The organism is Iningainema tapete BLCC-T55 (assembly GCF_014698965.1).
Taxonomy (GTDB): domain Bacteria; phylum Cyanobacteriota; class Cyanobacteriia; order Cyanobacteriales; family Nostocaceae; genus Iningainema; species Iningainema tapete.
Genome location: NZ_JACXAE010000126.1, coordinates 217468 through 235696, shown reverse-complemented (window position 1 = coordinate 235696; position 18229 = coordinate 217468). Strand labels below are relative to the sequence as shown.

General features: G+C 43.5%; 16 protein-coding genes and 1 pseudogene. 9 read left to right on the top strand and 8 right to left on the bottom strand.

All coding sequences use genetic code 11. The annotated features are described in order from the left end of the window. Window positions 1-34 precede the first annotated feature (34 nt). Both hflX and ICL16_RS42050 read right to left on the bottom strand, forming a co-directional pair. Window positions 35-1831 (bottom strand): GTPase HflX, encoded by a 1797-nt coding sequence (hflX, locus tag ICL16_RS42055; protein ID WP_190838142.1) that lies wholly within the window; start codon window positions 1829-1831, stop codon window positions 35-37. A gap of 567 nt (window positions 1832-2398) precedes the next feature. Further along, window positions 2399-2623: a hypothetical protein gene (locus ICL16_RS42050; protein ID WP_190838140.1), complete on the bottom strand. Its 225-nt coding sequence runs from the start codon at window positions 2621-2623 to the stop codon at window positions 2399-2401. Between the two features lie 447 nt (window positions 2624-3070). On the opposite strand from ICL16_RS42050, the gene ICL16_RS42045 reads away from it, so the two are divergent. From ICL16_RS42045 to ICL16_RS42030, 4 genes are all read left to right on the top strand, one after another. Beyond that, window positions 3071-4927, top strand: coding sequence for a glycoside hydrolase family 2 protein (locus ICL16_RS42045; RefSeq protein ID WP_190838138.1), 1857 nt, complete (start codon window positions 3071-3073; stop codon window positions 4925-4927). Continuing rightward, window positions 4906-6006 carry a galactose-1-phosphate uridylyltransferase gene (gene galT, locus ICL16_RS42040; RefSeq protein WP_190838135.1) on the top strand — a complete coding sequence of 367 codons (1101 nt, stop codon included), beginning with the start codon at window positions 4906-4908 and terminating at the stop codon, window positions 6004-6006. Before ICL16_RS42045 ends, galT begins: the two co-directional genes overlap by 22 nt. A gap of 73 nt (window positions 6007-6079) precedes the next feature. Beyond that, window positions 6080-7576, top strand: coding sequence for an MFS transporter (locus ICL16_RS42035; protein WP_190838133.1), 1497 nt, complete (start codon window positions 6080-6082; stop codon window positions 7574-7576). Window positions 7577-7626: 50 nt separating this feature from the next. After that, complete coding sequence (locus ICL16_RS42030; RefSeq protein ID WP_190838131.1) at window positions 7627-8721, top strand: M24 family metallopeptidase; 1095 nt, start codon at window positions 7627-7629, stop codon at window positions 8719-8721. A gap of 54 nt (window positions 8722-8775) precedes the next feature. Here ICL16_RS42030 and ICL16_RS42025 read toward each other — a convergent pair whose 3' ends face one another. Further along, on the bottom strand, window positions 8776-9012 hold the full coding sequence (locus ICL16_RS42025) for a hypothetical protein (protein ID WP_190838129.1): 237 nt from the start codon (window positions 9010-9012) through the stop codon (window positions 8776-8778). A gap of 357 nt (window positions 9013-9369) precedes the next feature. On the opposite strand from ICL16_RS42025, the gene galK reads away from it, so the two are divergent. After that, entirely contained in the window at window positions 9370-10434 is a 1065-nt protein-coding gene (galK, locus tag ICL16_RS42020; RefSeq protein ID WP_190838127.1) for a galactokinase, read from the top strand. Window positions 10435-10528: 94 nt separating this feature from the next. On the opposite strand, the gene ICL16_RS42015 is transcribed toward galK, so the two are convergent. Together ICL16_RS42015 and ICL16_RS42010 are read right to left on the bottom strand one after the other, a co-directional pair. Then, window positions 10529-10780 (bottom strand): hypothetical protein, encoded by a 252-nt coding sequence (locus ICL16_RS42015; protein ID WP_190838125.1) that lies wholly within the window; start codon window positions 10778-10780, stop codon window positions 10529-10531. 94 nt (window positions 10781-10874) lie between these two features. Beyond that, on the bottom strand, window positions 10875-11303 hold the full coding sequence (locus ICL16_RS42010; RefSeq protein WP_190838122.1) for a response regulator: 429 nt from the start codon (window positions 11301-11303) through the stop codon (window positions 10875-10877). Window positions 11304-11759: 456 nt separating this feature from the next. Between ICL16_RS42010 and ICL16_RS42005 the strand changes: the two genes are divergently transcribed. From ICL16_RS42005 to ICL16_RS41995, 3 genes are all read left to right on the top strand, one after another. Then, window positions 11760-11966 (top strand): chlorophyll a/b-binding protein, encoded by a 207-nt coding sequence (locus ICL16_RS42005; protein ID WP_190838120.1) that lies wholly within the window; start codon window positions 11760-11762, stop codon window positions 11964-11966. A 258-nt stretch (window positions 11967-12224) separates the two neighbouring features. Next, window positions 12225-12704 (top strand): DUF4383 domain-containing protein, encoded by a 480-nt coding sequence (locus ICL16_RS42000; RefSeq protein ID WP_190838118.1) that lies wholly within the window; start codon window positions 12225-12227, stop codon window positions 12702-12704. Between the two features lie 155 nt (window positions 12705-12859). Beyond that, window positions 12860-13075 carry a hypothetical protein gene (locus tag ICL16_RS41995; protein WP_190838116.1) on the top strand — a complete coding sequence of 72 codons (216 nt, stop codon included), beginning with the start codon at window positions 12860-12862 and terminating at the stop codon, window positions 13073-13075. A gap of 83 nt (window positions 13076-13158) precedes the next feature. On the opposite strand, the gene ICL16_RS41990 is transcribed toward ICL16_RS41995, so the two are convergent. Beyond that, window positions 13159-14004: an SGNH/GDSL hydrolase family protein gene (locus ICL16_RS41990; RefSeq protein ID WP_190838114.1), complete on the bottom strand. Its 846-nt coding sequence runs from the start codon at window positions 14002-14004 to the stop codon at window positions 13159-13161. Window positions 14005-14641: 637 nt separating this feature from the next. Between ICL16_RS41990 and ICL16_RS41985 the strand changes: the two genes are divergently transcribed. Continuing rightward, window positions 14642-15109, top strand: a complete 468-nt coding sequence (locus tag ICL16_RS41985; RefSeq protein ID WP_202895967.1) for a response regulator — start codon at window positions 14642-14644, stop codon at window positions 15107-15109. Between the two features lie 16 nt (window positions 15110-15125). Here the strand turns inward: ICL16_RS41985 and ICL16_RS41980 are convergent. Both ICL16_RS41980 and galE read right to left on the bottom strand, forming a co-directional pair. Next, window positions 15126-17072 (bottom strand): annotated as a pseudogene (locus ICL16_RS41980) (APC family permease). Window positions 17073-17217: 145 nt separating this feature from the next. Then, window positions 17218-18201 (bottom strand): UDP-glucose 4-epimerase GalE, encoded by a 984-nt coding sequence (galE, locus tag ICL16_RS41975; protein WP_190838112.1) that lies wholly within the window; start codon window positions 18199-18201, stop codon window positions 17218-17220. Between the last annotated feature and the right edge of the window lie 28 nt (window positions 18202-18229).

The following is an 18229-nucleotide window of genomic DNA, read 5'->3' as shown; positions in this document are numbered from 1 at the left end:
TCTGCCTCAACTGTAGAGACGCGACGCCAGTCGCCTACGGAGGGAAACCCGGATGCAGCGCTGGCTCAATTTTCGCGTCTCTACTTGCGATCGGTTCGTCAATCAGTTGCAGTAATCGCTGTCGTAAAGTATCTAAGCCCAGGCGTTGAGTAGCTGAGATAAACACGGCTTCTGGGTATTTTTGCTGAGCTAAAGCCAGAGTTTCGCTATCTACTTGATCAACCTTGTTAAAGGCAATATGTAGAGACGCGACGCCAGACGCTACAACGGGGGGAACCCCCGCAACGCGCTGGCTCAAATTTCGCGTCTCTACACCAGGCATTTCTGCTAGCACTTCCTCCACACTCGCAATGTGGCTTTCCCAAGCTGGATGAGACAAATCAACAACATGAAGCAACGCCGTAGCTTCAGTCACTTCCTCTAGGGTGGCGCGGAATGCATCCACCAGCGGTGGCGGCAGTTCGTGAATAAATCCTACAGTATCTGTTAGCACAATAGTCCTGCGTTCTTTCGTTTCTGGATCTGTAATCACCAGCTTTCGCGTTGTGGGGTCGAGAGTGGCAAATAGTTGATCCGCCGTGTAAACCTCAGCATTAGTTAACACATTCAACAAAGTGGATTTACCAGCATTTGTGTAACCTACTAAGGCGATCGCCGGAATTTCTTGCTGTTGTCGTTGTTGTCTAATGCGGGCGCGATGTGCTTGTAATTGGTTGACTTCCTGCTGAAGTTGGCTAATGCGCTGCTGAATCGTTCGGCGTTCCGTCTCTAGTTTAGTTTCACCAGGTCCTCGCGTACCTATTCCGCCTCCTAGCCTGGACATTTCTCGACCTTGCCCGCGCAACCGAGGCAGCATATATTCCATTTGCGCCAGTTCTACCTGCAATTTACCTGCTTGCGATTGAGCGCGTTGAGCGAAAATATCCAAAATGACTTCAGTTCTGTCTACAACTCGGATGCCAATCTCGTTTTCTAGATTACGGGCTTGAGATGGGGTGATATCTCGGTCAAAGACAATCAGATTAGCTCCCAGTTTGTAAGCCAAAAGGGAAATTTCCTCAACTTTTCCCTCACCGACGACTGTTTGCGGATGGGGGCGACTTCGCTTTTGTTGCACTGTTTCCAATACACTCCCACCTACAGTTTCTACCAAACGTGCCAGTTCTTGCAGTCCATCTTCAAATCGCTGTTGAGAAATGTCATCTGTCTTCAATCCCACCAGCAGCACTTTGTCAGAGTCAGATACAGTGTCTTGAAATGGCATTCCACTGGCAGAAGAAGAAATTTCTCTCTCCCATTCATCAACTAAGTCGTCATCTTGCTCGGTTAAATCATCTAAACTCAAAGGAGGAGAAATCTCCCAAGGTTTTTCCGGATTAGGGACTATGTGCGCTAAGAAAGCTTCTTTAATATCGCCATTGGTTTGTTTGCCCCGTCTTCCACCTTCGCCTCCCACCAGGGTTAGCACCACCAGAGCATCTAAACGCTGGCGTACCATCGTAATCAGCGCAGCTTCATCAGGTGGTTCTGATTTAAATTGAGTTGCAATGCAACGAATACCGCTTAAGCGTTCTGTACTATGGCGGGGCAGTTCTTGAGGTGGAATTTGAGTTTGAATTGGCGTTCCTACCCCCACTCGGATCAACTGTCCGCGTCTATTTATATAGCAGCATACTGGTTGATGAATTTCTGCACTGATTGCTGCCAAAGTAGAGGCAAACTCAGGCGTAGTTAGGCTATATGAGGGTTGCCGTTGTTCGTAAAGTTGTTGCAGTTTTTTAATTTGGCTTGATTTTAATCCCTGTATATTTCCATAAATATTAGTTTCCATAAAACTGTGTTTAAATACATTACTTTTATAATTAGCGTTCTTTATTATTAACTTTATCTTCCCAAAGTTATAAGTAGATCAATTCGCTGCTTTTATCTATTTGTATGCCTTTGAATGAGTTGCCAATATAAGAATTATGTTCGCCCATGCATAAGTTCGTTGTTCTTTATTCTATTTCTGTCCCTTTACAGAGCGGATTTGATATTTTACAGCAGATTTCAACTTAATGAAGTACAAAATACCCCACCCGCACTACCGCGAACCCTCCCCGAAGATCGGGGAGGGTAGGGAGGGGTGTACTCCATTCATATGCAAAGTGCTGTATTACGATTAAATTGTGGTTTTGATTACAACTTAAATTAACATAATTCCATTCATTAGGTAGAAGCAATGTTAATCAAAATAATTTTATATTTTTAAGAAGATATAAATTTTTATTTAACAAAATTGTCGCCAAAAATTGGTTTAGGCAAGGAAAGTATGCAATTTCAAATTGAATGTAACAGCTTAAAAAATAACCAAATCTGCTTAATATGCGAGCGACTGTTACAGACACAAGAAGCGAGATTAATTGTTTGTAGCGATCGCGGCGAGGGCTTTGGTGATATTTGTCCTCAGTGTATAGCTATGGGTGCTAATTGGATCAATACCCAACTTCACGACTTCAGTAGCAAGCAAAAGAGGTAGCGGTAAGTAGTGGTAGGGTGCTTCAACCAGGAGTACGGCATCCGACTGTTGCCAATTAATGCCTGAGATTGGCTCTGGTAACACTCCAACTAAAATAATTATCAAATTCTGGCATTTTAAGCCAATAATAGTTGTTTCCGGCTATTTTGTAGGCAATTACTCTTTATTAATCGCTGCTACATGCTTTTCTAACAAGTGTTATTATAATAATTTAATCAATTTGCCTGTAAAATAGTTTATATGGGAGCAGTTTTTGGATATTAGGCAGCGAAAATATAATTTGATTTTTTCCAACCTACTCGCTAAACATTTGCTCCAAGTGTGCCATAATGTCACGAGCCGGAAGTGAATACCTAAAATGACACCCCCCATAGCCTTGGGGGCTTTGTAGTCATTTGCTTACTGCAAAATATCCTTAGTCATTTACTACTAGGAATAGTTTGTTGTGAGGTAAGTGACATTCAGGTAATCTACGGGGAATATTCTAGAAATGTTTGGAACAAGGCGAGTTTGTAAAAATTCATTTTGTAGAAGAGTTGGGAAGATATTGCAATGAACTTATTGGAGTTAAAGAATAGTGAAGTTGAACTAACTTCTAATACCGATATGAAGACGAGTTTAGGCATAACAGAATCAGCCTACCCGCGTCCGCAGTTGCAGCGTAAGCATTGGCAAAGTCTAAACGGTCTGTGGAAGTTCGCATTTGATGACCAAGGCAAGTGCGATCAACCTAGCGACCTTAGGCAATGGACACATGATATAGAAGTTCCCTTTGCTCCGGAATCTACCAAAAGTGGTATTGGGGATACGGGATTTCATCCAAACTGCTGGTATGAGCGGGAATTTGAAACGCCAGCAGGCGAAGGCAGGCTGCTACTGCACTTTGGAGCGGTGGACTATCGCGCTCGTGTCTGGGTGAACGATCAATACATGGCTGAGCATGAAGGTGGACATATCGGTTTCACTATCGATATTACCCCTGTGTTGAATGACAGCGGAATCACAAAAGTGACAGTCTGGGCGCAGGATGATCCTCACGATCTTGCCAAGCCCAGAGGTAAGCAAGATTGGCAGCTAGAACCACACAGTATTTGGTATCCACGCACCACTGGTATTTGGCAGACAGTTTGGCTTGAGCGTGTAGGTACTACTTATATAGATCACATCCGTTGGACTCCCGACTTTGAGCGGTGGGAAATTGGTTGTTACGCTGCGATCGCAGGTGATGCGCCAGAAGGCGTACAAATAAAGATCAAACTGAGTGTTGGCGATACTGTGCTGGCAAAGGATACCTATGAAGTATTCAACGGGGAGATTAGCCGCCGCATCTCCCTTTCCGATCCTGGTATCGACGACTACCGTAATGAATTGTTGTGGAGTCCGGAAAAACCAACACTAATTAATGCTGAATTTCAACTGTGGTACAAAGACCAACTACTAGATGAAGTAAAATCTTATACCGCAATGCGGACTGTGACTATACAGCGCGATCGCTTTATGCTCAATGGTCGTCCCTACTATTTGCGGCTAGTTCTCGATCAAGGCTACTGGCATGATAGCCTAATGACCGCACCAGATGATGAGGCGTTGCGGCGCGATGTGGAACTCGCCAAAGCAATGGGCTTTAACGGTGTGCGCAAGCACCAAAAAATCGAAGACCCCCGCTTTTTATATTGGGCAGACGTGTTAGGGCTGTTAGTATGGGAGGAGATGCCCAGTGCCTATCGTTTCACGTCTAAAGCAGTGGAGCGTATGACGCACGAGTGGACTCAAGTGATCAAGCGTGATGTCAACCACCCGTGTATCGTGGCTTGGGTGCCGTTCAATGAATCTTGGGGAGTTCCGAATTTGGTCGAGACGCAGGCTCACCGGAACTACGTTTTAGCAATGTATCACTTGACAAAGACGCTAGATCCGACTCGCCCAGTGATTGGTAACGATGGCTGGGAAAGTACAGATACAGACATTCTCGCTATCCATGACTATGATACCAATCCGCTGCACTTGGTTCATCGCTATGGACCTGAAGTTAAGATATCAGATTTATTGGATCGCAAGCGTCCCGGAGGGCGCATCCTAACATTGGACAACTATCCTCACCAAGGACAGCCAGTAATGCTGACCGAGTTTGGTGGCATTGCCTATGCCCCTCAAGACAAGCCCGATGCCGATAAAGCCTGGGGATACGAGCGCTGCTTCAATATCTCCGAGCTAGAAATGAAATATGCCGCTCTGCTGAAAACTATCAATAATATTGAGATGTTCAGCGGATTTTGTTACACACAATTCACTGATACTTTCCAAGAAGCTAACGGGTTGTTGTACGCCGATCGCACGCCTAAAATTCCGATTGAAGCGATCCGCGCTGCAACCCTTTCAGGAGGATTATGTACTCCCACAAGTTGTTAAAGCCAGATGGGCGTCAACTAACCTTATACAGTCGATACCCAATCAAAGAGAATATTACAGCCACTAGCCCTAGTAATGAGCCAGTACAAGCAAATCCCCATTTGCGCTGGCATCCGTTACGCGGGGAATGGGTAGCTTATGCCAGTCACCGTCAAGGACGGACTTTCATGCCGCCAAGAGAGTATAACCCTCTTGCACCGACTAAAGATCCGCAGTTTCCTACAGAACTCCCCCAAGGAAACTATGACGTGGCGGTGTTCGATAACCGCTTTCCGTCAATGACGGTGACTGCACATGACGCTCCTGTTAGCATCGTGGAAACTTTGCCCTCCAATGGAGCGTGCGAGGTAGTGGTTTTTACCCAAAACCCCGACGCCTCCCTTGGTTCTTTGGAACTAGAACACCTGGATTTGCTGTTGCAAGTGTGGGGCGATCGCACCCGCGTACTCGGAGCAAATCCGCAAATCCAGTATGTGCTACCATTTGAAAACAAAGGTGTGGAGGTGGGCGTAACTTTGCACCATCCCCACGGGCAAATATACGCTTATCCTTTTATACCGCCTGTTCCAGCACGAATGTTGGAGCAACAGCGGCAATTTTACCAGCAACATGGGCGCGGGTTGTTGTCAGATTTGATCCAAAAGGAGATTGCCTCTAAAGAGCGGATTATTTATCAGGATTCCGAAGCGATCGCATTCGTCCCTGTATGCGCTCGTTACCCTTATGAAGTTTGGATTGCCCCAATTAAGCCTGTTAGCACTTTTACGGATCTTACCCCAGAGCAACGTTTTGGACTTGCTTTGGCATTAAAAACTGTCACTCTCAAATACGATGGTTTGTGGAATCGCCCGTTTCCTTACCTGATGGCTTGGTTTGGTGCACCAACTGACGGCAAAGCACATCCCGAAGCGCATTTACACGCCCAGTTTTATCCCCCCTATAGAACGAGCGAAAGGCTTAAGTATTTGGCGGGAACCGAACTCGCAGCGGGAATGTTTGCCAATGATGCTTTGCCAGAAGAGAAGGCAAAAGAGTTACAGGCTGTGGTGGTTAATCTTCAAACGCCAGTGCGGTTGTAATTGCCCCACCGCTAACCCCTCCCGAACTGTGGTTCGGGGGCGATCGAGCATTCCATGCGTAAGTAGAAATAAAATGTCAATAGAAACTAGTCCTCTCCCCCTTCAAGAAATCCAAGAGCATAGGACAATATCAGAAACCGTACTTCTTCCAAATCCGCCTCAAAAAATTTCCAAGGGAGAAATTCGGTCAAGCCTCAGGGCATTAACTTTTGAAGGTGTCTTTGCAACACTATTTTATAGTATCATCGGCAGCGTGTTGCTCAGTAATTTCTTGCTGGAACTAGGTGCAAGTCCACTAGAAATTGGTATGGTCGCCTCTATTCCTCAGGTGATGAATCTACTCCAACCGCTAGGAGCTTATTTAGCAGACCGAACGAAGAGCCGAAGAATATATTCCAGATGGATTTTCCTTCCGTCGCGGCTGCTGTGGCTGATTGTTGTGCTAGCAATTTGGTTGGGAGGAAAATGGAATATAGCTGGGCATCAACTGGTACAGTTGACATTAATAATTATCTGGGTGAGTAATATAATTGAGCCTTTGGGCCGTGCTTCCTATGTCAGCTGGATGGCGGCATTAGTCCCAGAGCGGTTGCGGGGAAGGTATTTTGGCTTTCGCAATAGTGCTGTCAGCTTAATGAGTCTCATGGCTGTGCCGTTGTTGGGTCTAGCAGTATCAAAGTACCCTGGTGGAACACTACAAGGCTACGGTGTGGTCTTGGTTCTAGGAATTGTCCTTGGGCTAATTAGTCTGGGCTGTCAATTATTTATGACTGATGTGAACCCTCAGCTAGAGCAAGTTGAGAGTTCACCAGCCGAATTAGAGGGCTGGGAGGCAGTTTTTAGCTTCCTCAAAGACGCTAATTTTTTGAAGTTTCTACTTTATTCTGGTCTATGGAGCTTTGCCGTTAACGTCAGCGCTCCCTTCTTTAACCTCTACCTACTGGACGAACTGCGTATAGATGTTAGCGTGGTAACAATCTATAACAGCTTAGGAGCTGGTGCTAACTTGCTGATGCTGGTTTATTGGGGCAAGCTGGCTGACAGAATTGGGAATCGCCCGCTTTTAGTAATAGTGGGAGTGTTGGTGGCGCTAACGCCTTTATTGTGGCTCTTAGCAGGAACCAATGCAATTTTCCTTTGGGTTTGGTTTCCCTTGTTGCACCTGCTCCACGGTGCAACCTGGGCGGCAATTGACTTGTGCAGCTCCAATCTTCTGATGGGAGTAGCACCTTTAGCTAATCGATCTATTTACTTCGCGATCGCGGCAGCGGTTCCTGGTGTCACTGGGGCAATGGGAATCACCGTTGGTGGCTTCAGCGCGATGACTGGTATGGGTGGTTTTTGTGCGCTATTTGCTCTCTCCGCCGGACTGCGGCTTTTTGCCCTCCTACCCTTGGTTTTTGTTGGGGAGCAGCGCTCTGTGCCTCTAAGTCGGCTTTGGGAAACTCTGTTCCCACATAGGCAACAAATAGTAGTGATTCCAGCAGAAGCAATTATTTTTCAACCAGAAAATGTCTGCTTAAGTGCAAGCTCATCCATTCAGTTGAAAAGTGAGGCGTTAGATACGTAGATGCAAATGACATCCTACACTAATAAAAGGCACTTTTGAGCAGATTTCAGATGAATCGTTTGAGTCAAGAAGTTTCTACCAAGCTGGAGTTAATCCGCCAAAGTTTAACAGAAAATGAGGCGTCTGGTGTCCGACTACGCGGAACAGACTGGTTCGCTTGGGCAACTGCAGGCGCTTCTAATACTGTGTTGCTTACCGCTGAAACCGGAGTGGCAGAAGTGTTGGTAACGGCACAAGATGCTTGGGTATTAACAGACGAAATTGAAGCGCAACGTTTACAGGATGAAGAACTGCCAACTAATTTTCAGATTCATGCCAACCCTTGGGCTGATGCTGCTATACGTGAATCTTTTGTCCGTGATATTACAGACGGTGGGAAGGTTTTAAGCGATCGCCCTATCCCTCATGTAGAGAAGCGGTTACCCCCATCTTTACAACAGCATAAAAAAGTAATGATGTCAAGCGAGCTAGAACGATATCGCCAAGTAGGGCATAAAGCTAGTGAAGCGATGACAGAAGTACTCAAAGCCGCCAAATCTACCTGGACAGAATATCAGTTAGCGGGTGCAGGTGCAGAGGCATTGTGGGCAAGGGGGTTGCATCCAGCGCTGACACTAGCAGCAGGAGAGAGGCGTTTACCGCTATACCGCCATGCTACACCGAGCAATGAGCCGTTGGGACGCTTAGCAATGCTGGTGTTTTGCGCTAGGGGATATGGTTTGTATGCGAATCTGACACGATTTGTGTGTTTTGGTGCGCTTTCAAATGAACACGCCGAATTGCATCGTCATGTCCGCGAAATTGAAGCTCAAGCGTTAAACTTGTGCCAACCTGGAATATCTTTAAATACAGTTTATGACACTTTAGCTCAAGCTTATCAACAGCACGGATTTAATCATGCCATCTGCCAACATCATCAAGGTGGAACTACAGGATATTTATCGCGAGAAATCGTGGCAAATCCCGCTACTACCGATACTTTAGCACAAGGGATAGCTGTGGCTTGGAATCCAAGTTTACCTGGGGCAAAGGTTGAAGATACTTTTGTGATTCTCCAGGATGGAAAGTTGGAAAATTTGACTTTCGATGCAAATTTTCCAAGCGTGGAGGTAGAGGGAAGATTGCGCCCTGTGCCTTTAGCTTAACAAAAATGTAGGGTGCGCTATAGCGAATGCCATAACGCACCTAAAATTTGTTTTCTAGGGGTTAATGATTCCGTAGTAAATGGCAGCAACAAATAAGAATGCCCCGATAACTAGAGTTAAGCCAATGATTAATCTGATGTCAGGTAGATTTTTCCTGAGCATTACATTATCCCTTTGTACTTGAGTTACCGATTCATCTTTCCTAGTGTTGGAATTCCAATACTCAGTTTCAGGTGCATTATCTGACGAAAAATTATTTTCAGTTGTTGTTTGAGTTTCTTGTGATTTCATAGACTTTTTTCGTTATTTCTGTTTATACATTAAGTTTTACATAGTTCATATTAGAGATAAAAAACCTTCTACTAACTTGAAAATCAAGTTAGTAGAAGATTCTAAAAATAACGGTGTATTCCTGCATTTTTAGTTTCAGTGAAATATTGTTAACTGTATACTAACTATAGAGAGAATTAATATTAAGTAAGTTTGTAAACATAGCTACTTTTAAAAGTAAAATACTACATCTAAAGGCTTGCTTCCAACACAAAATTATATTAAAGTAATTTGTTTAATTTTGGTTGTAATGAAGATAACAAACTAATTTAATAGTATAACGGTTTCTTTTTGTCCTCAACAACGTACACTGACACTATGAACTTCCAACAAATATTTGGTCAAGCGCCTGAAGCCTCTGCCAGTGCGCCAGGAAGGGTAAATCTACTTGGCGAACATACTGATTATAATGATGGCTTTGTTCTGCCGACTGCAATTCCCCAACGCACTACCGTACAGCTAGGTTTCAGTGCCGATGGACAGTACCACTTTTATTCTGAAGATTTAGACGAGCAAGTTAGCATTTTAGAACTCAATCATACACCATCAGGATTTGCCAGTTATATATTTGGGTGTATCGAGCTTTTAAAAAAAGAAGAACACACTATACCACCGCTTTCTTTGTACGTCAAATCAACAGTACCGATAGGTGTGGGCTTATCTAGTAGTGCGGCTTTGGAAGTGGCTACACTTAGGGGATTGCGTCAACTGCTCAATCTCCCTATCAATGATGTCAAAATTGCCCAACTTGGACAACTTGCAGAAATCCAGTATGCCGGCTTAAACTGCGGCATTATGGATCAAATGGCATCGAGTCTGGCTGACACTAATTCAATGTTATTTTTGGACACCCGCACCCTTGAGCGTCGAGTTATACCTTTCCCAGAGGGAGCAGAAATTTTGGTGATTGATAGTGGTGTTCATCATGCCCTGGCGGCAGGTAGCGGATATAACCAGCGTCGCGCTGAGTGTGAGGAAGCAGCACGGCTATTAGGAGTTAAAGCGCTTAGAGACATTACCGATCCGCAAGCGGCAGAGTCATTACCCGAACCGCTGCGGCGTCGCGCCCGACACGTCATTACTGAGAACAACCGAGTGCTTGAGGCTGTACAGGGGGTGTCAGCGGAACGCTTTGGTGAATTGATGAATGCTTCCCACGCCAGTCAGCGCGACGATTACGAAGTTTCAGTGCCAGCAGTAGATACCCTAGTGGCGATACTGCAAAAAACACCCGGAGTTTTCGGCGCACGTTTAACGGGTGGCGGTTTTGGCGGGGCAAGTGTTGCTTTGGTTGCAGCAGGTGGTTCGGGAGCGATCGCGCAACGAGTTCAAGAACAATACAACCAAGCAGGTTATACCGGACGAATTTTAACTGATAAGTAGGTAGGCATAAATAAATCAAAGTTTGTAGTAAGGGCTTCAGCCCTTATAAACTACGCCCCTACGCTCTAGTCGGTACTACGAACGTAGAGTATATTTATTTATTGGTTTTCTCAAAGAATTTAAGGCGAGCATCAATTACATCTTTAGCCCACTGAATACCTTGCTCCTGATCTTCAAACCAATAAGTACCCAGAGTAGGAGCTCCAGGCTTTGGTGAGCCATAGCGGAGAATGGTAATTAACCATCGATCATTATCCTCTGGCTTTTGTTCGTAAAAAATTCTGTAGTCTTTGTGTTCTACAAAGGTATGACTGTAGAGGGTGCTCATTTCCTTTGAGTCTTCCATAGTTACTTCAATCTTTTAACCGCTATTGTTGTTCTAACTTTCCATTTTTAATAAAATTAATAGGGCTGTTTACTATCAATAGATAGGAAAAGTTTTAAGTTTGCTTGTATGCGTGGCTACTTTGTTGTGTACAAACAAGACTCTCCACTACAGAGACTAACTCGTCTAAATCAATCGGCTTGGATAAATGTATGTCAAAACCAGCTAGCATTGAGCGTTTGCGATACTCCTGTCCGGAAAATGCAGTCAAAGCAATGGCTGGAATTTGTTTTCCTTGTAGTGCTATCAAATTTCTGATTTTAAAAAGCAGCAAATAACCGTCATAATCTGGTAATCTGATATCAGAAATTAGAATGTCTGGTTGAAAATGAGATAGTACTTCTAGAGCCTCAGATGCTGTAGCAGCTGCTACAATTTTTGCTCCTTCCTCTGAAAACAGGAAGGTAAGTATTTCATTAGCATCGGCATCGTCATCAATAACGAGTAACCGCAAACCGTTAAGCCTTAAGGATTGATCGCACATCTACAAAAGACAATCTAATTATTGCGCCTTGAGTAGTATACAAAAGTTAAGTATTGGTGTCTGTACGCTTTCGGACACAGGCAACAATTTAAGTAACGTAGTCTAGGTTACTGTCAAACTTAACATTTGACCTATCTCAGGGTAGTAAAAACTCATAAAAATTTCACTGAAACTGAGAATTTGAACATACAGTATCATCCTCTTTGTCTCTTGCCGTCTTAGCCCCTATATTAAGCAGGGGGCTTTTTTTTTGGAATATGAAATATTTAAAATAGTAAGGAGAAAATAATGTATTGAGCAATACTGTACTCTCTACGCTAATATCTGCCTTGAGTAATGCATACTATTTAAAACTCTAGATAGACAGTAGTGATTGGATGAATAGATAGTATGAAAGCGTTGACAATATGCGATCTGTTCGGATTGCCATAGCAAAGTTATAGAGGAATATTTTCAATGAAATCTAGTACAAACAAACCTACTAATTTACCTTCCCAAACCTTGGCATACAATGGCGCTGATCGTAATGCTTGGATTTTTGGCTGGAATCCGCAGCAAGAACTGTGGAATGGGCGCTTAGCTATGATTGGCTTTCTTGCATACTTACTTTGGGATTTGGCTGGCTATAGTGTACTACGTGATGTACTTCACTTCATTGGCTAAGTTTTACTAACTGAAGCAAGTATTGTCATCCTCTCCATTTTCTACTATCCGCATCTCTAAGTCTCTGAAATTTGTCAGAGGCTTTTTTTTAACAGACGCGGAAAGCTAGGTAAATAATAATTTTGTGTTGATAATTACAAGTTGATTACTTGGGCTGTGTTTAACTACTTTTTCCCCGATCTTCTCTTCCATCCAATGCCGTAAGATTTCAACTGACATCAAGTAAAGATTTGTACAAAATTTGAGGTAATGAATAATATGGAAAACATCAACACAGCGAACATGCTAGAGCGTTACTGTGCCTTGATCATTGGAATTGTGTTTTTGCTTTTAGGAGTGGCTGGATTTATACCAGGTTTGGTTTCATTGCCTGGAACGACTGCATCTTATGTCCCTCCCGATCAAACTTCTAGCGCCTATGCTATGGGATTTGGCTATGTATTTGGGCTGTTTCCTACTAATTTCTTGCACAATATTGTACACTGCGCCGTCGGTTTGTTGGGGATTGCCTCCTTTACGAGCTTGAGTGGTACACGTCTATTCAATCTTAGTTTTGCAATTACCTATATTTTGATCGCCATTATGGGATTGCTACCCTTCGCTAATACGACGTTCGGCTTAATGCCAGTGTTCGGTAACAATGTTTGGTTAAACGCTCTGACGGCAACAGCCGCTGCCTACTATGGCATTGTTATACCAAGCAAGGTAAAGGGTTCTAGTTTATCACAAGAGCTATAGCTAGATACACTGAGCGTCTGTTTTACACTTTTTTGGTTAAGACACTCATCAGTCAATAGTCCTTTGTCACAAATGACTATTGACGACACAAAATCTTTAGGGAATTTGTTTCTTGACAGTACAACTAGTTTTGAGTTTTGAGCTTCACTGGATTGATGAATACAAAATTGATCATGCCACCCAAATTTAACGTAAATCAGTTTGTATCTTTTATTGGAGGTGCAGGCACTATTTTATATTACCAGCCTGATTCCAATACCTGGAAATATGCTGTGGAAATGCCCAAGGGACCAGAACCAGATATAGGCAGAGTTGGTGCGGAAACAACAATTTTATTACATGAAGTAGATATTCATGGAGTCATTAATTAATCGTTATTAACTTCGGTGAAATTTACTTTGTATTACTAGGTAACACCTGATCGCCTTGATTGCGTTCCAACGCCAAAACTCACTTAAATTCCTTTATCACGAGGAAGCTCAAGCTCGGTTTTGAGCGCTCTTAAGGCTGTTTTTGCCAAGATTTGATGAGCCTCCGTTGTCGGATGAATGCCATCCCAGAACAAAAACTTGTCCGGATTCTTACAAGTAGCAGTATTGTTTAAACAAGCGCTAGTCACATTCGTAAAACCAAATTTTGCCCTGTCTGTAATGGCTTCTTGGTACAGGGAATAGACATCTAATTTGATGATTTGAGTGTCAGAACCTAACTCCTGCTTAAGTGCATCCACAGACTTAGCCAAATTAAGATTATGGGCGATAGTCAAAGAACTAAGCGTACTTGAATTCAAACTGTTGCGTGTGGCTGGGAGCTTTCCTAAATCTGGTAAGTTAGCAACCAGAATTTTTTTAGCACCAATTTTTAAGAGGGATTGAATTGCCCTCGATAAATTTTCGCTCGATACCGTAGAATCTGTGGTAGCGCCATGAAGATAATCATTTGCACCAGCCCATAACACATAAAGTGCATTCGGATTAACTTCTTGGTGAACCTTTGTAAAACTCTGAACTTGCGCCAACAAACCCGGTATTCCATTTATGCTGCCGCCTCCCGTATTTGCTCCACCATAGGCAAAGTTATTGTTTTGCTTAGGGGTTAATGCTAGGTTAGAGGCAAGGTATTCTACCCAAACTAGACCATTGGAATAACGTCCTTGAAAGTAGGGAGGGCTAGGGGGATAGGCTCCTTTTGTTGCTTGAAATACCTTGCCAACATCCGAGAGGCTATCACCAAATACATAAAGCCTATTAATTTGATTAGGAGTTGGATTAGAAATTTGTATCGTATTAGAGCTTTGCATTGAAGCTACGAGTAAAACCGTAATTAATTTTTTGAAGAATCCCCGAAAATGACTATATGATGTATTAATCAGCACAATCAAACTTAACCTAAATTCTGACTGAGGAAGGGTATTGCTGTAAATATAATACTGCTACCTTAAATATAGTACTGATAGTCACAAGTTAAGTGAATTGGCATAAAGTAGGTTAGGTATTTGCCCCCACGTTCTCTCCTGGGGGCTTTTATTTTGACATTTACACAATTGAGTACAGGTGGCATAGACAAAGGGTGTCTTGCTTGCGTCAATATACTCAATCAAGAAAAACCTCTGGTGATTTCCAGAGGTAAATATATGCTATAAGGAGCCTGAAACAGCTTAATTTTTATCTTGACTTTAGACGAACGATACCCCCACATTCAAAAGGCATAAAGCTAATTATGTAAATGTGTATACTTCACCTCAACATAATTGAGGTTTCTCTCTACGTATTATTAGCGGTGGAATACAGGAATCTATAATCGTATCCAAAATCACAGTGTTATTTAACATTAACTCATTCTGCTGCTAGAAGTAGGAGCAAACTGTAGCTGTTAGGTTTTTAGTAAATACGTGTTTAAGATTATTGATTTTTAGGAAAATATTGGAGATATTTTTCATGAAAATAGAGAGATTTAATGAGTTAATGCCCTTACATGAAGAATTCATTTTGAATGACTTAAAAGTACTCCTTGTAGAAGATGAGCCTGATATAGCGGTTTTATTTACCTTCATACTTCAAGAAACTGGAGCACAGGTGATGGCAGTAACGTCAGTGATTGAAGCTGTAAAATCTCTCGACCACTTTCAACCCGATATTCTTATTAGTAATATTAAGCTGCCCGATGGAGATGGCTACACACTGATGAAAATGGTCAGAACCCGTGAGGCAAAATTCGGTGGATTTCTTCCAGCTATTGCTGTAACAGCTTGTGCAACAGATAAGGATTGCAAGCTGTCACAAGAAGCAGGTTTTCAAATGCATGTATCTAAGCCAATTTACCCTGACCAGTTAATACAAATCGTTGCTACCTTATTTGCTTCAAATAGGAAAATTACTTGTAATTTTCCTGTAAATTCTTTTTAAGAAATATTAGTTAAAATTAACCTCCGACATGAATGGCAGGACGCAACTCGGGATTCTTCTCAGCTTTACGAAGCACTTCACGGGTGACAACAGGAATATCGCCCTCGCCAAACAAGATAAAACGCAGCAAGTATTTGATTGGGTTGCCCTCTGCCCAGCCAAAATAAGCATGAGGTATTTTACCCGTGCGATCGCGAAGATAGAGAAGTATGGCAGCAATAGCATTAGGTACCGCTGCACTTTCGGCACGCAGGATGCGGTAGCCATCAACCTCCACCCCTTTTACTCTAATAATGTTGGCATCCGAAGCATCGGATACCAGAACCTCTAGAAAGAGAATGGGATCGGTGGGCGGAATATGATTGTCCTCGCGCACCTCTTTCTCCTTTAAAAAATACTCTCGCCCATCGCCTTGATTCAATCGATTAGCAATCAGTCTTACCGCACCCTGGCTCTCTTCAGCAATGAAGCGATCGGCAGTTTCGTCAATTTCAATCCGCTCTACTCGTAGTTCAGTCGAACGCCACACGCGAGAAACCAGCGAGGTAAGGATGATGGCACTAATGAAGAACCCAGCGATCCTAATCCCCTCAGATCTCTCGATGATATTGACAACAGTGGTATACGCAAACAGCAGCGTGATTATTCCAAAGGCAAGTGTTCCGCGCTTCGCCGTTCTCTGGCGATAGGCAGATAGGGTAACAGCAAATGCAGCTGAGGTTATCAGCACCAGCACACCAGTTGCGTAAGCCCCGCCTTGAGCTTCTACATTTGCCTTGAAGAGAATTGTGACAGCAAAGGCTATAGCTGTATAGACTAACACCAGAGGTCGCGCTGCCCGTGCCCAATTCGGTGCCATGCCATATCGTGGCAGATAGCGGGGTACGATATTGAGGAGACCTGCCATTGCAGATGCGCCTGCAAACCATAGAATGGCGATGGTACTCAGATCGTAAATTGTGCCAAAGCCATTGCCAAGATACATATGTGATAGATAGGCAAGGGCACGTCCACTTGCTTTGCCCCCGACTTGAAATTCTGCTGCTGGTATCAGTAGAGTAGTTACCAAGCTGCTGGTGAGTAAAAAGAAGCTCATGATCAGCGCAGCAGTAGTAAGCAGCTTGTGTGTATTCCGAATGCGCCCTGTAGGATGTTCAGGTGTGTCGCTGCCACTGCCTTGCACAAGGGGCATAACAACAACGCCAGTTTCAAAGCCCGACAATCCCAATGCCAACTTTGGGAATAGCAGGAGGGCTACACCAAGCATTATTATAGGGTTACTATGGCTTGCAAAAAGTGTATTCTGCCAGTTAGTGATCGCAGATGGTTGATTCAGGATCTGATACAGACCGACGCTAACGATAATGAAGTTCAACAGTAGATAAAGTCCCACCAAAAAGACTGCAATACCGATAGCTTCTTGGAAACCTCTAAGGAAAACTGCACCCAGCAATGCCACTAGTACCAAGGTAATACCAATCTGCTGATTGTGAAGTAGACTTGACACGAGCGGATTTTCAATGATATGGGCGGTGGCATCAGCAGCCGAGAGGGTAATGGTGATAATAAAGTCGGTTGCCACAAAGCCAAGTAAGCAAAGCACGAATAGCTTGCCTTGCCATCAAGGGAGCAAGTGTTCGAGCATCGCGATCGACCCTTCGCCATGAGGACTTTTGGCAGCAACGCGCCGATAGATCGGCAATGCACCAAACAGCGTCAGCAAAACTAGAATAAAAGTTGCCACAGGAGAGATAGAGCCTGCTGCCAATGCTGCAATACCAGGTTGATAGCCCAGCGTCGAGAAATAATCTACACCTGTCAAGCACATAACCTGCCACCAAGAATGCTGGTGGTGTGGTTCTTCCCTGCGATATGGTCCTTCTTTTTCCCTTCGGTTTTCTTCGAGCAACCAGTTGATGAACTTTTTGCCGATCCGTTTTGTTGGAACGATTGGTTTAGTCATCAAATGCTACTCCTGCTGTATACCTATATACATGTAAATTGGCGCTACAATATAAGGCTTTTATTAGCTCTTTCTTAGTAATAAACTCCTTAACTAGAGATAACGCACCCGCTTTGAGAAGGATTTATGGCTAACTTTTTTTGGTCTACCCGTGACGTTTTTGATGCCACTGCCAAGCGTGGGTGATGATTTGGTTAAGGTTTGGGTACTGGGGATGCCAACCCAAACCTAACGCAGCTTTGTCGCTGCTACCTACTAAAATAGGCGGGTCGCCTGGTCGGCGATCGCGCTCCACTATTTTGATTTCTTTTCCTGTACTTAGTGTTGCTGTTTGTATAACTTCTCTGACTGAAAACCCACTGCCATTACCTAAATTAAATACTTCGCTTTCTCCTCCTTTGAGCAGATACTGCAAACCCAAAACATGTGCTTGTGCCAAATCAGTTACATGAATGTAATCTCTAATACAAGTACCGTCTCGGGTAGGGTAATCAGTGCCGAAAATAGAAATCGATTCCTGCTTACCCAAAGCAGCAAATAGCACCAATGGGATGAGGTGAGTTTCTGGTTCATGGTCTTCACCTAGCAACCCAGTAGGGTCAGCGCCAGCAGCGTTAAAATAGCGGAAACGGACAGACTTGAGATTGTAAGCCGTATCGAAATCAGATAATATTCGCTCTACCATCCATTTGCTAGTTGCATAGGGACTGATGGGGTCTTGAGGATGGTCTTCAGTAATCGGCACAAACTTGGGTACACCATAAAGAGCGCAAGTAGAAGAAAAGATAAACTTGTTAATGGAATGAGAGAGCATTGCTTCTAGTAGCGTCAAAGTGCCGACGACGTTATTGCGGTAATATTTGGCAGGGTCAGTGACAGATTCACCCACAGCAATATAGGCAGCAAAATGCATTATCGCAGCTATATTGTAAGTTGTAAATATATGATTTAAAACAGAGCCATCGCTGATATCACCAACAATCAACTTTACCTGCAAAACCTGTTCCACTTCTGGATGTCCATTCGACAGATTATCAAGAATAATGACATCATAACCTGCATTTTTTAGAGCTAATACAGCATGGGAGCCAATGTATCCTGCTCCCCCTGTTACTAAAATTGTTGACATAATTGGTTCATGGGTAATTGTTAATTGT

Excerpts from the sequence above, each read along its gene's own strand:
- hflX (WP_190838142.1), bottom strand. The coding sequence starts at position 1,831 with ATGGAAACTAATATTTATGGAAATATACAGGGATTAAAATCAAGCCAA.
- ICL16_RS42045 (WP_190838138.1), top strand. The coding sequence starts at position 3,071 with ATGAACTTATTGGAGTTAAAGAATAGTGAAGTTGAACTAACTTCTAAT.
- galT (WP_190838135.1), top strand. The coding sequence starts at position 4,906 with ATGTACTCCCACAAGTTGTTAAAGCCAGATGGGCGTCAACTAACCTTA.
- ICL16_RS42035 (WP_190838133.1), top strand. The coding sequence starts at position 6,080 with ATGTCAATAGAAACTAGTCCTCTCCCCCTTCAAGAAATCCAAGAGCAT.
- ICL16_RS42030 (WP_190838131.1), top strand. The coding sequence starts at position 7,627 with ATGAATCGTTTGAGTCAAGAAGTTTCTACCAAGCTGGAGTTAATCCGC.
- ICL16_RS42025 (WP_190838129.1), bottom strand. The coding sequence starts at position 9,012 with ATGAAATCACAAGAAACTCAAACAACAACTGAAAATAATTTTTCGTCA.
- galK (WP_190838127.1), top strand. The coding sequence starts at position 9,370 with ATGAACTTCCAACAAATATTTGGTCAAGCGCCTGAAGCCTCTGCCAGT.
- ICL16_RS42015 (WP_190838125.1), bottom strand. The coding sequence starts at position 10,780 with ATGGAAGACTCAAAGGAAATGAGCACCCTCTACAGTCATACCTTTGTA.
- ICL16_RS42010 (WP_190838122.1), bottom strand. The coding sequence starts at position 11,303 with ATGTGCGATCAATCCTTAAGGCTTAACGGTTTGCGGTTACTCGTTATT.
- ICL16_RS42005 (WP_190838120.1), top strand. The coding sequence starts at position 11,760 with ATGAAATCTAGTACAAACAAACCTACTAATTTACCTTCCCAAACCTTG.
- ICL16_RS42000 (WP_190838118.1), top strand. The coding sequence starts at position 12,225 with ATGGAAAACATCAACACAGCGAACATGCTAGAGCGTTACTGTGCCTTG.
- ICL16_RS41995 (WP_190838116.1), top strand. The coding sequence starts at position 12,860 with ATGAATACAAAATTGATCATGCCACCCAAATTTAACGTAAATCAGTTT.
- ICL16_RS41990 (WP_190838114.1), bottom strand. The coding sequence starts at position 14,004 with ATGCAAAGCTCTAATACGATACAAATTTCTAATCCAACTCCTAATCAA.
- ICL16_RS41985 (WP_202895967.1), top strand. The coding sequence starts at position 14,642 with ATGAAAATAGAGAGATTTAATGAGTTAATGCCCTTACATGAAGAATTC.
- galE (WP_190838112.1), bottom strand. The coding sequence starts at position 18,201 with ATGTCAACAATTTTAGTAACAGGGGGAGCAGGATACATTGGCTCCCAT.